Source organism: Daejeonella sp. H1SJ63, assembly GCF_029360775.1.
Lineage (GTDB): Bacteria > Bacteroidota > Bacteroidia > Sphingobacteriales > Sphingobacteriaceae > Daejeonella.
Map to the genome: position 1 here is coordinate 65,429 of NZ_JARKMZ010000020.1, position 14,764 is coordinate 80,192.

Below are 14,764 nucleotides of genomic sequence, written 5' to 3' on the forward strand. Positions count from 1 at the left end.
TCAGCATTTTAATATTTATAATAAATTTTAAAATAATCAGAAAAAACTACTAAAAACCAAACCTTCCAGCCACATCTGGATTTATTCAATAATTGATACACTATAAAAATTATAGTGATAATACCTCAAAAGCATGGCCGATAAGTTTTCAAATACAGAAAAATAGTCCAAGCCATTTTCATTAAAGATTCTTAGAATTGTAACAATTACATATACATTGGCGATGCACCAACTACTATGTATTGCATATTACTAAACAAAACACATATCTTTGTTATATGATAGTAGAGAATACCCAAACCCAGATGAGGAAAGGAATACTTGAATACTGTATTCTTTCAATTATTTCCCGAGGGGAGATTTATGCCTCAGACATCATTAATGAGCTTACAAAGGCAAAACTGCTGGTAGTGGAAGGAACGCTGTACCCATTATTGACAAGACTTAAAAATAATGGTCTCCTGTCATACAACTGGAAGGAATCCACGTCAGGACCACCCAGAAAATATTACGTTCTCTCTCCCGCCGGACTTGAAGTTCTTAGAAGACTCGACAGCACATGGGAGGAACTTTCTTATGCAGTTAAAGTGTCTCTGGAAGACAGAGTAATTGAAAAGACAAGTCAGAAACAGGAATAAATAATAAGCCAGGAAAAATGAATAAAACCATCATAATAAACATTAACGGCATTGTCTTTCACATTGAGGAGGATGCCTACGAGGTTCTTAGAACCTATATGACTGAGGTCAAAAGACATTTTGCTTATTCACCAGACAGTGATGAAATTGTAACGGACATCGAGAACAGGCTTGCTGAGATGTTCAGTGAAAGGCTTAATGCAGATAACAGACAAGTAATTATTACTGCCGATGTAGAATCAATAACCGAAAGAATGGGTAATGTCAGTGATTTTGATATCGACGATGATGATCAACCTGTCAGGCTTACCGACCCCATTTATAAGGCGGAGAAGAAACTTTTCAGGGATACTGATGACCGGATAATCAGCGGAGCATGTGCTGGTATTGCACATTATTTGGGTATCGAGCCCCGCTGGATAAGGTTATTGGCGATCATATCACTATTCCTTGGTATCGGCATACCCGTTTACCTGATATTATGGCTGGTAATTCCGAAAGCTGTAACAAGGGCAGATAAAATGGCCATGAAAGGAGAGCCGATAAATATTCAATCCTTCAAAAAGAATTTTGATGAAGAACTTGCGGGTCTGAAACACGGACTAAAGAATGCACATCATGAGGCAAAACCCGCCATTAACCAGCTGGCCAGATTTATTGGGAATGCAGGTATGCTTGTTATTAAAATTATTGGTGGAATTATTGTTTTCTCAGGAATTATTGCATTGATTGTCCTTAGCATCGGACTAATCACATTTCTGGGATACTGGAACAGCAACCAGCTGAATGCGTTCCCCTTCAATATGGTGAATCCGGGTTATAAATCGATTTTCACAATCAGTGCTTTCATCCTGATCTTTATTCCGCTTGCCGCTCTGGTGGTATTTGCAGTGCGGGTAATCTTTACAAGATTCGCTGTTTCAAAAACTGTATACTTTGGAATGCTGATTCTCTGGCTCACCGCGCTGGTTGTGGGAGTATATCATGTATCAAAGGTTGGAGCTGAATTTAATGAAGAAGCAAAATTCAGCATCACAGCTGTTTTAAAACCATCATCAGAATATTATCTTAAGCTGAATCCGGTTCGATTTCTGACAAAGGAGGATAGTCTTGAGTATAATATTAATCCAAGTGATTTTAAAGGAAGAATTATCATTAACAGCAGAAGGGGGGATTTTAACCTTCCAAGAAACGTGAGTTTAAAGATTCTTAAAGCTGATGTTTCCAAACCGGTATTAATACAGGAATTCAGCGCCAAAGGCCCTGATTTTGAAACTGCACTTGCAAATGCCAGAGGAGCCAGATACCGCTTTATTCAAACTGATTCCCTATTACTGCTTGATGGAAATACACATGTTAAAAGAGGTGAACTTTGGCGCGATCAGCGTGTTCAACTCACACTGAAACTTCCTGAAAACACCACGCTGCATATAGAAGGTACCTTAAACCGTTATCTGGAAGATTATAGTCTCTGGGAATGCCAGCCGCAGAACGCAAAAAATGATTTCCTTTCAGAGTGGATTATGACAGCAGAAGGATTAAAATGCAAGAATGACAGTCTGTTTAACAGAAACAAAGATTAACTGATTCTGCACAATAAAAAAAGCCCTGACACATCAATCAGGGCTTTTTTTATTGCCCTACCATAAATACCGCATTACTGAAGAAAAGCTTCCCGTTTTCCCAGAAACTTCTGAACAGCGGATTATCCGATAAATAAACTACCGATCCGTTTCCCATTTCCTGAACACCAAAGATGAGTCCGTCAGCTAATTTTTTCTTTACCTGTGCTCCCACAAAGCCGGTAACATAATTATCCTTTTTGATAACACCAACATTCCACCCTTTACTGAGATACTGATATATTTTATCATCCAACTTTAGTGTATAGTAAAAATCAGGGAATCCGAAACCAAGAGGGTGGGTATTATCAAGATTTACCTTATAAATAGCACCGGGAATATTTGTTCGAACACTTTCCCTCTCTCTGTTTTCATACGCTCTGATATCCTCATAAGGATTCCCGGCTTTATCCTCTTTCTTAACTTCCTCTTTAATTTTAATATCAAATCCCTTGATTTCAGAAAGCCTGGATACAGCACCTTCCATAGCAATCAATTTACCCCCTGCGCGTACCCATTGCTGCATTCTATCATTTCCGATATCATTATAATTACCATCTGGTAAAATCATTATATCAAACTCATCCCAATTGATCCGCATAAGATCCTGCGCCCTGATTACAGTAAGCGGATAATTGATCTGCTGCTCAAAAAAATGCCAGATCTCACCAAAAGCCAGAGATGAAACAGATTCACCTCCAACAAGTAATATTTTAGGCTTCTTAATATACCTGATCTTATCTGAACCCAGATCTGCTCCCTTATCAACAAATGCTGATGGTATTGCCTGAAGTGTTATTCCTGATTTTTTGGCCAGTTCATTCACTTTCTTCTCAAAATCAGCTCCCAGATGGGCATTCCCACTCCTCGCTATAATAAGAGAACCGGCGTTAAACCGTTTCCCCCCGGTTTCAAACGGTATTTCAGAATATCTGACCCTGATATTACTGTTCAGCAAATCTGCCAGAAATCTGACATCGGAAAGCGAATTCCAGTTAGCAATAAAAGCAACGGGGTTTATTATGTTTGAATTCACCGGAACCTGTTCTGATATACCTTTAAATTCAGGCTTTAAAGCATCTTTGGAAGCGTAAGCCTGCAATCCAAAAGCATAGGGAAGCGACCATGCCGTAATATCATAGGTTGCTGAGTCTGAAACAAATGTGTTCGGCTCAAAAAGCACTTTCAACAGCACTGATTTAGATTGATAGGCACTGATTACCATGTCATTCCGCTCAACTTTAAAATTCTCGTTTCGGCCGGTATAATAATTCAGACCCTGACCTCCCTTTGCTGATCCATATCCAAAATCAATTCCGTTCCGGCGCAGAAGTACAGCCAGCGTCTTTAGCTTCTCTGTATTTTCTCCTCTGATTATGTAGGATTTATATTCTCCCGAAGGACTGGATCGGCTATTTAAAAAATAGGATTTAAACTCAAAGAGAGCCTTTTCTGAATGATTTGAAGCCGCTTCAACAGTTGAAAGACCCGTTGTAAAATGATGCTCTATTCTGTCTTTCAGCGTTAAAGTATCGCCCTCGGCATTGATTACTGCAAGCCCGGCTCTCCCTGAGCCTCCCTGCTCGTAAGTCATCCCAACTGAGCCATTGTACACCGGATAAGTGTCGCCATAAGAAGGATATAACAAATCAAAACGTTCTCTTGTGAAGTACATCCACCCGTTCTGATCAAAATACTTTGCATTGTTCTTTCCGATAATTGTTTGAAAATCCCGCTGCCATTTACTGATATCCTGATGATATGGCTCAGCAGCAGGAGCAAAATAATAAGGCGCATCAATGCCCTGCTCATGAAAATCGACATGAACCTGAGGCAGCCATTTATTAAAGACTGCAAGCCTCTGCTGCGATTCAACCTGACTTTGCCATGCCCAGTCTCTGTTCAGATCAAAATAATAATGGTTTGCTCTGCCCCCCGGCCATGGCTCTACATGCTCGCGTGAAAAAGGATGCGGATCAGGATTAAGATTTTTTACAGAATTGTAAAAATTAACATAACGCTCCCTTCCATCCGGATTTAAACAGGGGTCAATAATCACCATAGTATTTTTAAGCCATGTTTTACTGCGCTGCTCCAGGGGATTAAGCAAAGCATAAGCTGTATGCATGGATGCCTCGGTAGAAACAGATTCATTACCGTGAACATTATAACTTAACCAGACTAATACGGGCTGCGATGCAGGGATATCGGCATTTTTATGACCAGATACGCCATCCATTATCCCGGCAAGAGCAAGATTATTTTTTCGGATATCTTCCAGCCTGCCAATATTTTGATCAGAAGCTATAAAAACAAGAAAAAGTGGTCTGCCTTCATAAGATTTACCATACTCCTGAATAAGTATGTTTTTTGATGCAGAAGCAAGATATTTATAGTATTCAAGCACCCGGTAATGCGGAGTAAACTGCTCTCCTGCCCTGTATCCCAGAAACTCTTCAGGCGACTGAATTTTTTGTGCCAGCAGATTCGATATGCTGAAAATAAAAAATAAGAAAAGCAGCTTTAGTATTTTCATGTAGAATAAATTATGCTGATTAGTCTGCAGCAAATAACTGTTAGTTTATTACTAATCTACATATCAAATGTCCTAATTACCAAATTACTCTATGGTAAGACACAAAAGTCTTAATATTGTATCAATTCAAAAGCGATGAATATTGAACAACTTTATACGATTTATCTCAGGAATCCGGAAATCTGTACAGATACCAGAAAAATAAGCCCCGCCTGTCTGTTCTTTGCTCTCAAAGGAGATAATTTTGACGGCAATAAATTTGCTATGCAGGCCATTGAACAGGGTGCAGCATTTGCCATTGTCGATAATCCGGAATTTGCTGAAGATAACCGTTTTATACTGGTTAATGATGTACTTCAGACTTTACAGGATCTGGCACGTTTTCACAGAAAAAAACTGAATATTCCTGTTATTGGAATCACAGGTACAAACGGTAAAACCACCACCAAAGAATTGATCAGGTCTGTACTTTCAGAGCAATTCAACACCTTTGCCACTGAAGGAAATCTTAATAATCATATCGGTGTTCCGATCAGCATTCTTTCAATTAAGAACGATTGCGAAATAGCCATTATAGAAATGGGAGCCAATCATCAGAAAGAGATTGAATTTCTCTGCAGCATTTCTTTACCAACCCATGGACTCATTACCAATGTTGGCAAAGCTCATCTGGAAGGGTTTGGTGGGGTTGAAGGGGTAAGAAAAGGAAAAGGTGAATTATATGAATTTCTGGCTGCTTCAGGCGGACAGGTATTTATCAATGCAAACAATCAAACCCTCCTGGAAATGGCTCGTGAAAGGGGATTGAAAAATATGATAACTTATGGAGAGGCAAAAGAAAACTATATCTCTGCCAGACTGAAAGAAGCCAATCCATTTTTAATTGTTGAATGGAATAAAAACGGAGAAGAAAGCCGCTTAGCTGTATCAAATTTACCAGGAACTTATAATCTGGATAATATTTGTGCAGCTATTTGTACAGGCAGTTTTTTCGGAATAAATCCAATCAGGGTAAATGCAGGAATTAATGCCTATAAACCTCTAAACAATCGCTCCCAGATTGTAAAAACAGCATCAAATACCATTATTTGCGACTATTATAATGCCAATCCAAGCAGTATGATTGTCGCACTTGACAATCTTGAATCCACAAAAGCTGATAACAAAGTATTGGTTCTTGGTGATATGTTCGAACTGGGTGAAGAAGCCGGAAAGGAACATCAGCTGATCCTTGAAAAAGCAATGAAAATAAATGCCTCACGCAGAATTCTGATCGGAAAAGAATTCTTCAAATCAGATGGGGTTTCAGGTGCAGAATTTTATAAGAACACTACAGATGCATCTGATTCAATGAAACAAAATCCCATTAGAAATGCAACTATACTTTTAAAGGGATCTCGCGGGATGAAGCTTGAAAGTCTGTTAGATTTACTTTAATCCATTATCAGATCTAATAATTAAGGGTTATTTTGCTCCTGAAATATGATAAAACATATAGGCCCGGAGGAACAATATTGTACAGATTGCATTATTCAGTCGCCGGATATTTAAAAAATAACGGATGAGAAAATTTATATCTCTGACATTCTTATTTCTAATTTCATACAGTGTCCTTGCATCCGATATCTATATCCTGGAAGACAAAACCCTCAGGTTAAACCCCACACAGGTTCAGCAATTATTCAATGATGGTAAATTCAGGATTCTCCCAGAAAATCATTTCAATCCGGGATTTACAAAATCAGCTTTCTGGCTTGCAATCAAAGCAGATACCAATAACCTCAACCAGAAACTCCTTATTGGAAATGCCCATATTAACCTGCTCCATTTTTTTATTTCAAATAGTTCGGGCTCTGTTCTCAAGTATACCACAGGTGATTACTTTCCTTTTAAGCAAAGACCGGCTAATCATCATCTCTTCGTTTTTCCTCTGGATGGAAAAACAGGAGACACCTACCTTCTGAGGGTTGATAAACATGGTGAATCACTTCAGTTATATGCTGAAGTTCTTCCTGATGAGCTTTTCCACCGGAAAGCCATGAATGAAAACCTTATTACCGGATTATTGTGGGGAATAATTGCCCTGGTACTTGTTTTTGGATGTTTCCTTTTTATCACGGTCAGAGAAAAACTATATCTCTATTATGTTCTTTACATATTAACCGGAAGTTTATGGATCATTGCAGATAAAGGCTATGGTTACCAATACCTCTGGCCTGATCTTCCCTACTTTGCAAGCCGGGCCAGACCGGTTTTCAACACACTGGCAACCATCATGCTTTTACAATTTATGCAGGTGTTTATCGGACAGACTAAAGAAAGTCGCTTTTACAAACCAATATGGGTGGTAAAAGCTGTATCCCTGATTTTATCAATTATATTCTTCTTACTCCCGGGTAATCTGCAGCCAAAATTTTTTATACTTCTGGAAATGCTGATTATTATAGGCCTCAGCACTCATATACTAATTGCATTGAGCCTGGCAGAAAAAATCCGTCAGAAAAACCCCCAGGCCTGGTATTATTTATTTTCAATATTTGCTTTGATTATCTTTTCGGTTGCTGAAATATTAGTTCATAGCGGAGGCAACGGATCTGTGCTTAAGTATTTATCAAATTACGGAATACAAACAGGTCTGATCATTGAAGTTATCATTCTGAATTTCGGACTTGCAAACAGATTTAATAATTACAAAAAGGAAAAGGAAATACTATTACTGGAGGTAAATAGAAAACAAAAAGAGTTAACTGAGCGTATAATAGAAACTCAGGAGCTGGAAAGAAAAAAAATTGCTGATCAGCTTCATGATGATATCGGTTCGATGCTTTCACTTGCCAGCTTGCAGGTGTCGTCGGTAATAGACAATATCAATAATGAATTATCTGTTTTTAAATTAAAAAAGGCCGGAGAAGTTCTGGATTCTGTATCTCAGACGGTGAGGAATATCAGCCATACGCTTACGCCTTTAGCTATAGAAAAATATGGTTTTAAGAATTCAATAACCGATCTGATCAAAGGAATTAATTCAACGGATAAAATAAAAGTTGAATATATAATTATTGGGTTCGATGCTATTGAAAAATCATTTTCGCCGATGCAAAATGACCTTTACAGAATAATAAAAGAATTACTCAATAACATAATAAAACACTCCGGAGCCAGTCATTGCCTTTTACAGCTGGTTGAGGATGAAGATAGAATTTCAATAATAGTGGAAGATAATGGAATTGGAATGCCTGAGGAAGCAGGGATAAAAAATGGCATAGGACTGGCAAACATCACTGCTAAAATTAACTATTTTCAGGGCTTTATTGAGATCTCCAAAAAGAAAGAGGGTGGTCTTATGATCATCATAGAAATACCTGTAAAAACTAAATAAAAATGCCGAAGCTGATTATTGCCGATGATCATCAATTATTGATTGAGGGTTTAATTTCAATACTATCTGAGCTTAATGATCTGGAAATCCTTGATCCGGTAAACAATGGTATTCAGTTAATCAACAGTTTGACCTTAACTCCGGCAAACATTGTTTTACTCGACCTGAACATGCCAAAGCTTGACGGCATTAAAACCCTTGCTGTATTAAGAAGGGATTTCCCGAATCTGAAAGTTGTTATCTTAACAAATTATGATCAGCCGCAGCTGATTGAAGAGATTAAAAAACTTGGAGCTCATGGTTACCTGTTAAAAAACAGCCCATCCTACATTTTAAAAGATGCAATTGCCAAAGTACTGAAGGGAGAGCTTTATTTCGATGACAGTGTTCTATCTGAAAAAGATAACAGCCCATATTTTATCGATGATTTTATGAAAAAATACCAGCTTACCAAGCGTGAGGTGGAAATCATAAAAATGATCGCTAAAGAACTTACGAGTAAAGAAATTGGTGAAAGCCTGTTTATAAGTGAGTTTACTGTGAGCACTCACAGGAGAAATATCATGAAAAAACTGAACTCGAAAAATGTTGCAGGCCTCCTTAAATTTGCCCGTCAGCATGGTCTCGCAGATGCCTGAACTATTCAGTCTTTCCTTTCAGGGTTTTCCTGTAACGCTGCAATAAAAACAGAAGCGGAGCACAAATCATTGAAAAAATGTAGAGCGGATGATCCGGCTTCAGTAATATCACAGAAGAGAGGCAAAAAACAATCAAAAATATCGTCAGCCAGATAAAATAGATACTGAGTAGAAATCGCTTAAACACAGTCATTATTTAATGGCTTTTTCGACACGAATTCCGGCATCTGTTACATGATTCAGAGGATTATCACGCATATTTTGTTCCAGTTCGATCATGTACTTACCCTTTACCGGGAATTTGTAGTTCTCTTTAATCATCAGCTGATAACTGTACATATTCCCCGAACCACTTCCCAGCCATTCGCCATCAGGTAAGGCCAGCTTAAACTCCTTACGTTCAGTAGTTTTTTTCCCATTCGGTTCAGTAATATGAATCAGCAGGAAAATATTTGAGTACTTATAGTCTGAGGTATGCCGAAGGTTCAGATAAATATTATACGGAATTCCGGCTTCCTCAATATTCAATGGTACACGCACTTTCTCTGTATAACTCCAGTTACGCTTATCGAGTTCAAAGTTAGAATCAACAAGCGTCACAGAATCTCCGCAGGAAGTAAGAATACCTGCCAGAAATACTATTAACAAAAGGGGCCTTTTTAAAAGTTCCATTTAAACTATTCTGCCGATGGCTTTTCGCGGTTGTTGTTATTACGGTTGTTTTTCTTTCGTCTGTTATTATTGCGGTTAGCCCCGGCCGGTTTTTCAGAACGCTCAACAGCAGGGGCTCCCGGGTTTACGGCAGGCTTATTTACCGGTGCAGGTTTGGGTCTGTTTTCAGCATTTATCTGAGTATTTCCACCTGCAGCTGCCTGAGGCCGGGCATTACCCTGTCCCTTTGGTTTATTACGGTTCTTACGATTATTCTTCTTATTCCTTCCCCCTTTATTATCCAGGCGTGTTAAACTATCCTGGCCTACAACATTCTCATAATCAAATACCTTAGGCGCCACCACCTTATCTGTTTCAGCAACTTCCTCTTTAAGATATTCAGGCTTGATACCCTCTTTATTAAGCTTTTGAACCTCTTTTACACGTGCAATATCCACGGCAATCCAGTTCTCATCATTCGGATAGCTGAACCACATTAATTTCTTGAAAATATCTGTTTTCTGATGCCTTACAGTTCCGGTTGCAGTTTCTAAACGCTCTACATTATCCGGAATGTCCTTCAATGCATCCATATAGGTATCGAGCTCGTAATTCAGGCAGCATTTTAGTTTACCGCATTGTCCGGCAAGCTTCAGTGTATTCAATGAAAGATTCTGATATCTTGCGGCTGAAGTTGAAACCGTTTTGAAGTCTGTAAGCCAGGTTGAGCAGCAAAGTTCGCGCCCACAGGAACCAATTCCGCCTAAACGACTGGCTTCCTGACGCATACCAATCTGACGCATTTCGATGCGGATACGGAACGTTTCGGCCATTTTTTTGATCAGCTCCCTGAAATCAACGCGCCCTTCTGCAGTATAATAAAAGGTAGCCTTCGTTCTGTCGCCCTGATAATCCACATCACTCAGCTTCATAGCCAGCCCCAGTTCTTTGGCAAGAACCCTGGCTTTGTGCATTGTCTCAAATTCAAGCTCTTTGGCAAGCTTCCATTTATCAACATCTGCTGGTGTAGCTTTACGATAGATCTTCTTAACAACATCATCGGTTCGTACGTGTCTTTTATTAAGCTGCATACGAACAAGCTCTCCGGTTAGGGAAACATGACCAATGTCATAGCCTCCGGTAGTGGTTTCAACCGCAACAAGCTCTCCGGCCTCGAGGTAAAGGTTTTCTGTATTGAGAAAGAATTCCTTTCTGGAACCCTTGAATTTTATTTCAATGATATTAAACGGCTTATAATTGGATGGCATATCCATATGCGACAGCCAATCATACACATCTAACTTGCTGCAGCCATTGGTAAGGCAAGAACCATTACTTTTGCAGCCGGCAGGCGCACATCCGCCTGTTGAACAACTTCCACAACCCATATCTAATTCAGTATATATTGAGTCCCCGCAGGGAGCGTATTAAACTTTAAAATTTTCACGAATTGTAAAGATACATCTAAAAATAAAATTTTAGGGTTCGCATTACGCTCAATATGATAATGCGCCTTTTCCAATTCATTTACTATGGCCTCGGCTTTGGCCAGATCCATGTACCGGCTGAAGTTTTTGACAAAATCGAGTTCAGCCGACTGCAAATGTACCAGCGACTCCATTCCTGAAAGTACCATAATGCATTCGCGGATAAGGTGAATCCCGTATCTGAGCAGGTTTTTCTGGTTTTCACGACCTAACTTTGAAGCTTCATCCACAAAAGTTACGATTTGCGCTCCTTTATCAGCAAAAGTCATTCTCATCCATGATGAAAAATGATGAAAATTATCGCTTTGTTCTTCTTTAAGAAAATTAAGTGCCGTTTGCAGGTTACCTTCACTAAGATAGGCAATTCTGGAAGCCTGAGTTTCAGGAAGATCTTTGGTATTCATCAGATAATCAATAATATCCTGATTAGTCAGTGCCGGTATTTTAATCAGCTGAGTTCTTGACAAGATCGTATTCAATATCTGATCCTGATGGTTTGCAACAAGCAAAATCAGTGTCTTTTCAGCCGGCTCTTCAAGAGTTTTGAGCAATCTGTTCCCTTCATTTTTTAAATATTCAGGAAGCCAGATAATCATCGTTTTATACTCAGACTCAAATGCTTTTAACGATAATCTATGCAAAATATTCAGGCATTCGGCCTTATTGATATTAGGCTGTTTATTCTGGGCATCCAGGCGCGAACGCCATTCTTCCATATCAAAATAAGGATTGCTGATCACCAGATCACGCCACTCTTCAAGATCCGGCATAGAATCTTCTTTCTCGCCACCTCTGAAAAAAGGATATGAAAAATGAAGATCGGGATGAATCAGTTTATTGTATTTTCTGCAGGAGGCACACACACCACAGCTATCTGTTGTTTGGCGGTCAGTGCAGGAGATAAATTGAGCATAAGCAAGGGCAAGGGCAAAATTTCCGGAGCCTTCCGGACCAAGAAATAATTGTGCATGACTTACCCTGTTCTCAAAAACCGATTGTATCAATTGTTCTTTGATGGCTCTCTGACCTATAATCTCACGAAACAGCATGGTGCAAAATAAGAAAAAAGATGCTTACCCGGAATGTGTAATTATGGAGATGCCCGGAATATCCCGGATGTTCAGCTGATATAAAGCCGGCTATTGTTATTAAGGTTTAAAAAAACCTAATTTTGGGATAACCAATTATATATCCCTTGAAATCTCTTATTACGTCACCATTAAATCTTTCCAAAAAGGAAATGCAGGACTTTGGGTATAAAGTCGTAGATGCAATTGTAGAACATTTTGATAATCAGGACCGAAAGCTTCCGGTATCGAATATTGCCAACCGAAAGGAAATCGATAGCTTGTTCTCAGAAGAAGCCCCCGAAAACCCAATGCCGGCAAATGAAGTTCTGAAATTTGTGCTGGACAATGTCATGCCACACAGTAATATCATGAGTCATCCCAAAACCTATGCTTTCGTTCCGGGGCCCAGCAACTATATCAGCGTGATGTCTGATGCACTGGCAACCGGTTTCAATATTTTTGCCGGGGGCTGGATAGGATCTTCTGCAGCGGCAGGAATTGAGATCAGTACCCTGAACTGGCTGCTGAAACTTTTTGGTTTCCCTGTAAAAAAGGGAGGCGGAATATTTACCAGTGGTGGCTCTATGGCAAATCTAACTGCCCTGGCTACAGCAAGAAAAGTAAAATGTGGTGAGGATTTTTCCAGATCAGTGATCTATCTGTCAGATCAGGCACATTCATCAAATATCAAAGCAATCAATATTCTTGGTTTCAGAAAAGAACAGGTAAGAATTATTCCTACCGATATGGAATTTAAGCTCTCCATCAATAAACTCAAGAATGCCATCGCCAAAGACAAACTGGAAGGACTGCAGCCCTTTTGTCTGATTGCATCATCAGGCACAACCAATACAGGAACGGTAGATCCTCTGGAAGACCTGGCTGCGATCTGCAAAAAAGAAAATATCTGGCTGCATGTTGACGGTGCGTTCGGCGCTGCTGTAATCTTATCCAAACAGGGTAAGAAACTTCTTAAAGGCATTGAAAAAGCAGATTCAATAACAGTTGACCCTCATAAATGGTTATTCCAGCCTTACGAGATCGGCTGTTTGCTGGTACAAAATCATAAATGGTTAAGCGGAACATTTACCGAAAAACCGGTTTACCTGAGAGATATTGAGGGTAATGAATCAGAGATCAATTTTTATGACCACGGAATTGAGCTGACCAGACATTTCAGAGCTTTGAAGTTTTACATGTCTGTAAAGACCTTTGGGCTTCAGGCTTTCAGAAAAGCAATTGATTACAACCTTGAGCTTGCCGAACAGGTTGAAGCCGAACTCAGAAAAAGTAAAAAATGGGAGGTTATCTCGCCGGCCACATTAGCCATCATAAACTTTAGGTATAATCCGGTAAACGAAAGTTTTACTGAAAACCAGCTGGATCAGATCAACCAGAAAATATCTGCCAGAATGATGGATTCGAGGGAAGCACTTTTAGTTACTACAATACTTCAGGGTCAGGTAGTGCTGAGAATGTGTTTGATAAATCCACGAACTACCCTTGAGGATGTAAAAAGCACTCTGAACCTGTGTGAGAAATTCGCAGCAGAGTAAATTGCTATGTTGAATTAAGCTTAATCATATATTTGCTGAATTAACCGAACGAAACATGCGTATTCTTGCTTTTGATTACGGAACGAAACGCATAGGCATTGCGGTAACCGACCCCCTGCAAATTATTGCAACCGGACTGGATACAATTCATCCCAAAGACATTATTGATTATCTGAAAAAATATCTTTTAAAAGAGCAGGTTGAACTTTTTGTGGTAGGCGAACCGAAACAAATGGATGGAACTGAGTCTCAGTCTGCTCCGCATATTAAGGGTTTCATCACCACATTAAAAAAGAACTTCCCTGAAATTCCGGTAGAGAGAATTGATGAGCGCTTTACTTCAAAAATGGCATCAGCGGTTGTAGCTCAAAGCGGTTTAAAAAAATCTGACCGCCGGGATAAAGCAAGACTGGATACAATCTCTGCCACAATCATTCTTCAGACCTATCTCGAAAAGAAAAGCCTGGGCTTGTAGTTAATTGAGGATAATACAGAGAAAAATAATCCAAAAACTCTAAATACCTATCTTTGTTCCATGGACCTACTAAGCCAAGAACTGACAAACTACCTTGAAAATTCCTGTGAACCGGAAAACGATCTGCTAAAGCATATCAACCGGGAAACTCACCTGAAGGTTTCTATGCCCCGCATGCTTTCAGGTCATTATCAGGGCAGGGTCCTGAGCATGATCAGTAAAATGATCGGTCCGGAAAGAATACTCGAGATCGGAACATTTACCGGTTATGCAACACTTTGTCTGGCTGAAGGCCTGAGAGAAAATGGCCTGATTTATACTATCGACATTAATGAAGAGCTGGAGGATATGGTCAGGACCTCATTCAGGAAATCAGGAATTGAAGATAAGATCATATACAGCATAGGTGATGCCGGGAAAATCATCCCCGGATTGGCCGAAACCTTCGACCTTGTTTTTATAGATGCCGACAAAAAAAACAATGAGACTTATTACAATATGATCATTGATCAGGTAAGGCCGGGCGGAATTATCCTCGTAGATAATGTATTATGGAGCGGAAAAGTGCTTGATGATCAGAAAACCGATCAAAAAACATCATTTATTAATACATTCAATCAGTTTGTAAGTGCTGACCAAAGAGTTGAAAAACTAATCCTTCCTGTCAGGGATGGCTTATTTTTAATCAGAAAGAAATAATTTTAATGAAAAG

At 39.4% G+C, this 14,764-nt stretch carries 12 protein-coding genes; 8 read left to right on the forward strand and 4 right to left on the reverse strand.

Features of this window, described 5'->3' with window-relative positions:
• The first annotated feature begins 278 nt into the window (after positions 1-278).
• Both P2W72_RS06210 and P2W72_RS06215 read left to right on the forward strand, forming a co-directional pair.
• The gene (locus P2W72_RS06210) at positions 279-638 is read left to right on the forward strand and encodes a PadR family transcriptional regulator (RefSeq protein WP_276360119.1); all 360 of its coding nucleotides are present in this window, start codon (positions 279-281) and stop codon (positions 636-638) included.
• Positions 639-655: 17 nt separating this feature from the next.
• Positions 656-2,221 carry a PspC domain-containing protein gene (locus P2W72_RS06215; RefSeq protein WP_276360120.1) on the forward strand — a complete coding sequence of 522 codons (1,566 nt, stop codon included), beginning with the start codon at positions 656-658 and terminating at the stop codon, positions 2,219-2,221.
• A 49-nt stretch (positions 2,222-2,270) separates the two neighbouring features.
• Here the strand turns inward: P2W72_RS06215 and P2W72_RS06220 are convergent, their stop codons facing one another.
• Complete coding sequence (locus P2W72_RS06220; RefSeq protein ID WP_276360121.1) at positions 2,271-4,796, reverse strand: M14 family metallopeptidase; 2,526 nt, start codon at positions 4,794-4,796, stop codon at positions 2,271-2,273.
• Positions 4,797-4,931: 135 nt separating this feature from the next.
• On the opposite strand from P2W72_RS06220, the gene murF reads away from it, so the two are divergent.
• The 3 genes from murF to P2W72_RS06235 all read left to right on the forward strand — a co-directional run bounded on the left by murF (position 4,932) and on the right by P2W72_RS06235 (position 8,813).
• Positions 4,932-6,233: a UDP-N-acetylmuramoyl-tripeptide--D-alanyl-D-alanine ligase gene (murF, locus tag P2W72_RS06225; RefSeq protein WP_276360122.1), complete on the forward strand. Its 1,302-nt coding sequence runs from the start codon at positions 4,932-4,934 to the stop codon at positions 6,231-6,233.
• A gap of 124 nt (positions 6,234-6,357) precedes the next feature.
• Positions 6,358-8,175 (forward strand): 7TM diverse intracellular signaling domain-containing protein, encoded by a 1,818-nt coding sequence (locus P2W72_RS06230; RefSeq protein WP_276360123.1) that lies wholly within the window; start codon positions 6,358-6,360, stop codon positions 8,173-8,175.
• Between the two features lie 2 nt (positions 8,176-8,177).
• Entirely contained in the window at positions 8,178-8,813 is a 636-nt protein-coding gene (locus P2W72_RS06235; RefSeq protein ID WP_276360124.1) for a response regulator transcription factor, read from the forward strand.
• Between the two features lie 192 nt (positions 8,814-9,005).
• Here P2W72_RS06235 and P2W72_RS06240 read toward each other — a convergent pair whose 3' ends face one another.
• The 3 genes from P2W72_RS06240 to P2W72_RS06250 are packed head-to-tail and all read right to left on the reverse strand — an operon-like array spanning position 9,006 to position 12,000.
• Positions 9,006-9,461, reverse strand: coding sequence for a gliding motility lipoprotein GldH (locus tag P2W72_RS06240; protein ID WP_276360125.1), 456 nt, complete (start codon positions 9,459-9,461; stop codon positions 9,006-9,008).
• Positions 9,462-9,490: 29 nt separating this feature from the next.
• On the reverse strand, positions 9,491-10,852 hold the full coding sequence (ricT, locus tag P2W72_RS06245) for a regulatory iron-sulfur-containing complex subunit RicT (protein WP_276360126.1): 1,362 nt from the start codon (positions 10,850-10,852) through the stop codon (positions 9,491-9,493).
• Between the two features lie 2 nt (positions 10,853-10,854).
• Positions 10,855-12,000 carry a hypothetical protein gene (locus P2W72_RS06250; protein ID WP_276360127.1) on the reverse strand — a complete coding sequence of 382 codons (1,146 nt, stop codon included), beginning with the start codon at positions 11,998-12,000 and terminating at the stop codon, positions 10,855-10,857.
• Positions 12,001-12,146: 146 nt separating this feature from the next.
• Between P2W72_RS06250 and P2W72_RS06255 the strand changes: the two genes are divergently transcribed.
• From P2W72_RS06255 to P2W72_RS06265, 3 genes are read left to right on the forward strand one after another with little or no spacing between them, the layout of a single operon-like run.
• A complete protein-coding gene (locus tag P2W72_RS06255; protein ID WP_276360128.1) occupies positions 12,147-13,577 on the forward strand; it encodes an aspartate aminotransferase family protein in 1,431 nt (476 codons plus the stop codon).
• 55 nt (positions 13,578-13,632) lie between these two features.
• The gene (gene ruvX / locus P2W72_RS06260; protein WP_276360129.1) at positions 13,633-14,052 is read left to right on the forward strand and encodes a Holliday junction resolvase RuvX; all 420 of its coding nucleotides are present in this window, start codon (positions 13,633-13,635) and stop codon (positions 14,050-14,052) included.
• A 60-nt stretch (positions 14,053-14,112) separates the two neighbouring features.
• Positions 14,113-14,751, forward strand: a complete 639-nt coding sequence (locus P2W72_RS06265; protein WP_276360130.1) for an O-methyltransferase — start codon at positions 14,113-14,115, stop codon at positions 14,749-14,751.
• The last annotated feature ends 13 nt before the right edge of the window (positions 14,752-14,764 follow it).

Excerpts from the sequence above, each read along its gene's own strand:
- P2W72_RS06220 (WP_276360121.1), bottom strand. The coding sequence starts at position 4,796 with ATGAAAATACTAAAGCTGCTTTTCTTATTTTTTATTTTCAGCATATCG.
- P2W72_RS06250 (WP_276360127.1), bottom strand. The coding sequence starts at position 12,000 with ATGCTGTTTCGTGAGATTATAGGTCAGAGAGCCATCAAAGAACAATTG.
- P2W72_RS06235 (WP_276360124.1), top strand. The coding sequence starts at position 8,178 with ATGCCGAAGCTGATTATTGCCGATGATCATCAATTATTGATTGAGGGT.
- P2W72_RS06230 (WP_276360123.1), top strand. The coding sequence starts at position 6,358 with ATGAGAAAATTTATATCTCTGACATTCTTATTTCTAATTTCATACAGT.
- ricT (WP_276360126.1), bottom strand. The coding sequence starts at position 10,852 with ATGGGTTGTGGAAGTTGTTCAACAGGCGGATGTGCGCCTGCCGGCTGC.
- P2W72_RS06215 (WP_276360120.1), top strand. The coding sequence starts at position 656 with ATGAATAAAACCATCATAATAAACATTAACGGCATTGTCTTTCACATT.
- ruvX (WP_276360129.1), top strand. The coding sequence starts at position 13,633 with ATGCGTATTCTTGCTTTTGATTACGGAACGAAACGCATAGGCATTGCG.
- P2W72_RS06265 (WP_276360130.1), top strand. The coding sequence starts at position 14,113 with ATGGACCTACTAAGCCAAGAACTGACAAACTACCTTGAAAATTCCTGT.
- P2W72_RS06210 (WP_276360119.1), top strand. The coding sequence starts at position 279 with ATGATAGTAGAGAATACCCAAACCCAGATGAGGAAAGGAATACTTGAA.
- murF (WP_276360122.1), top strand. The coding sequence starts at position 4,932 with ATGAATATTGAACAACTTTATACGATTTATCTCAGGAATCCGGAAATC.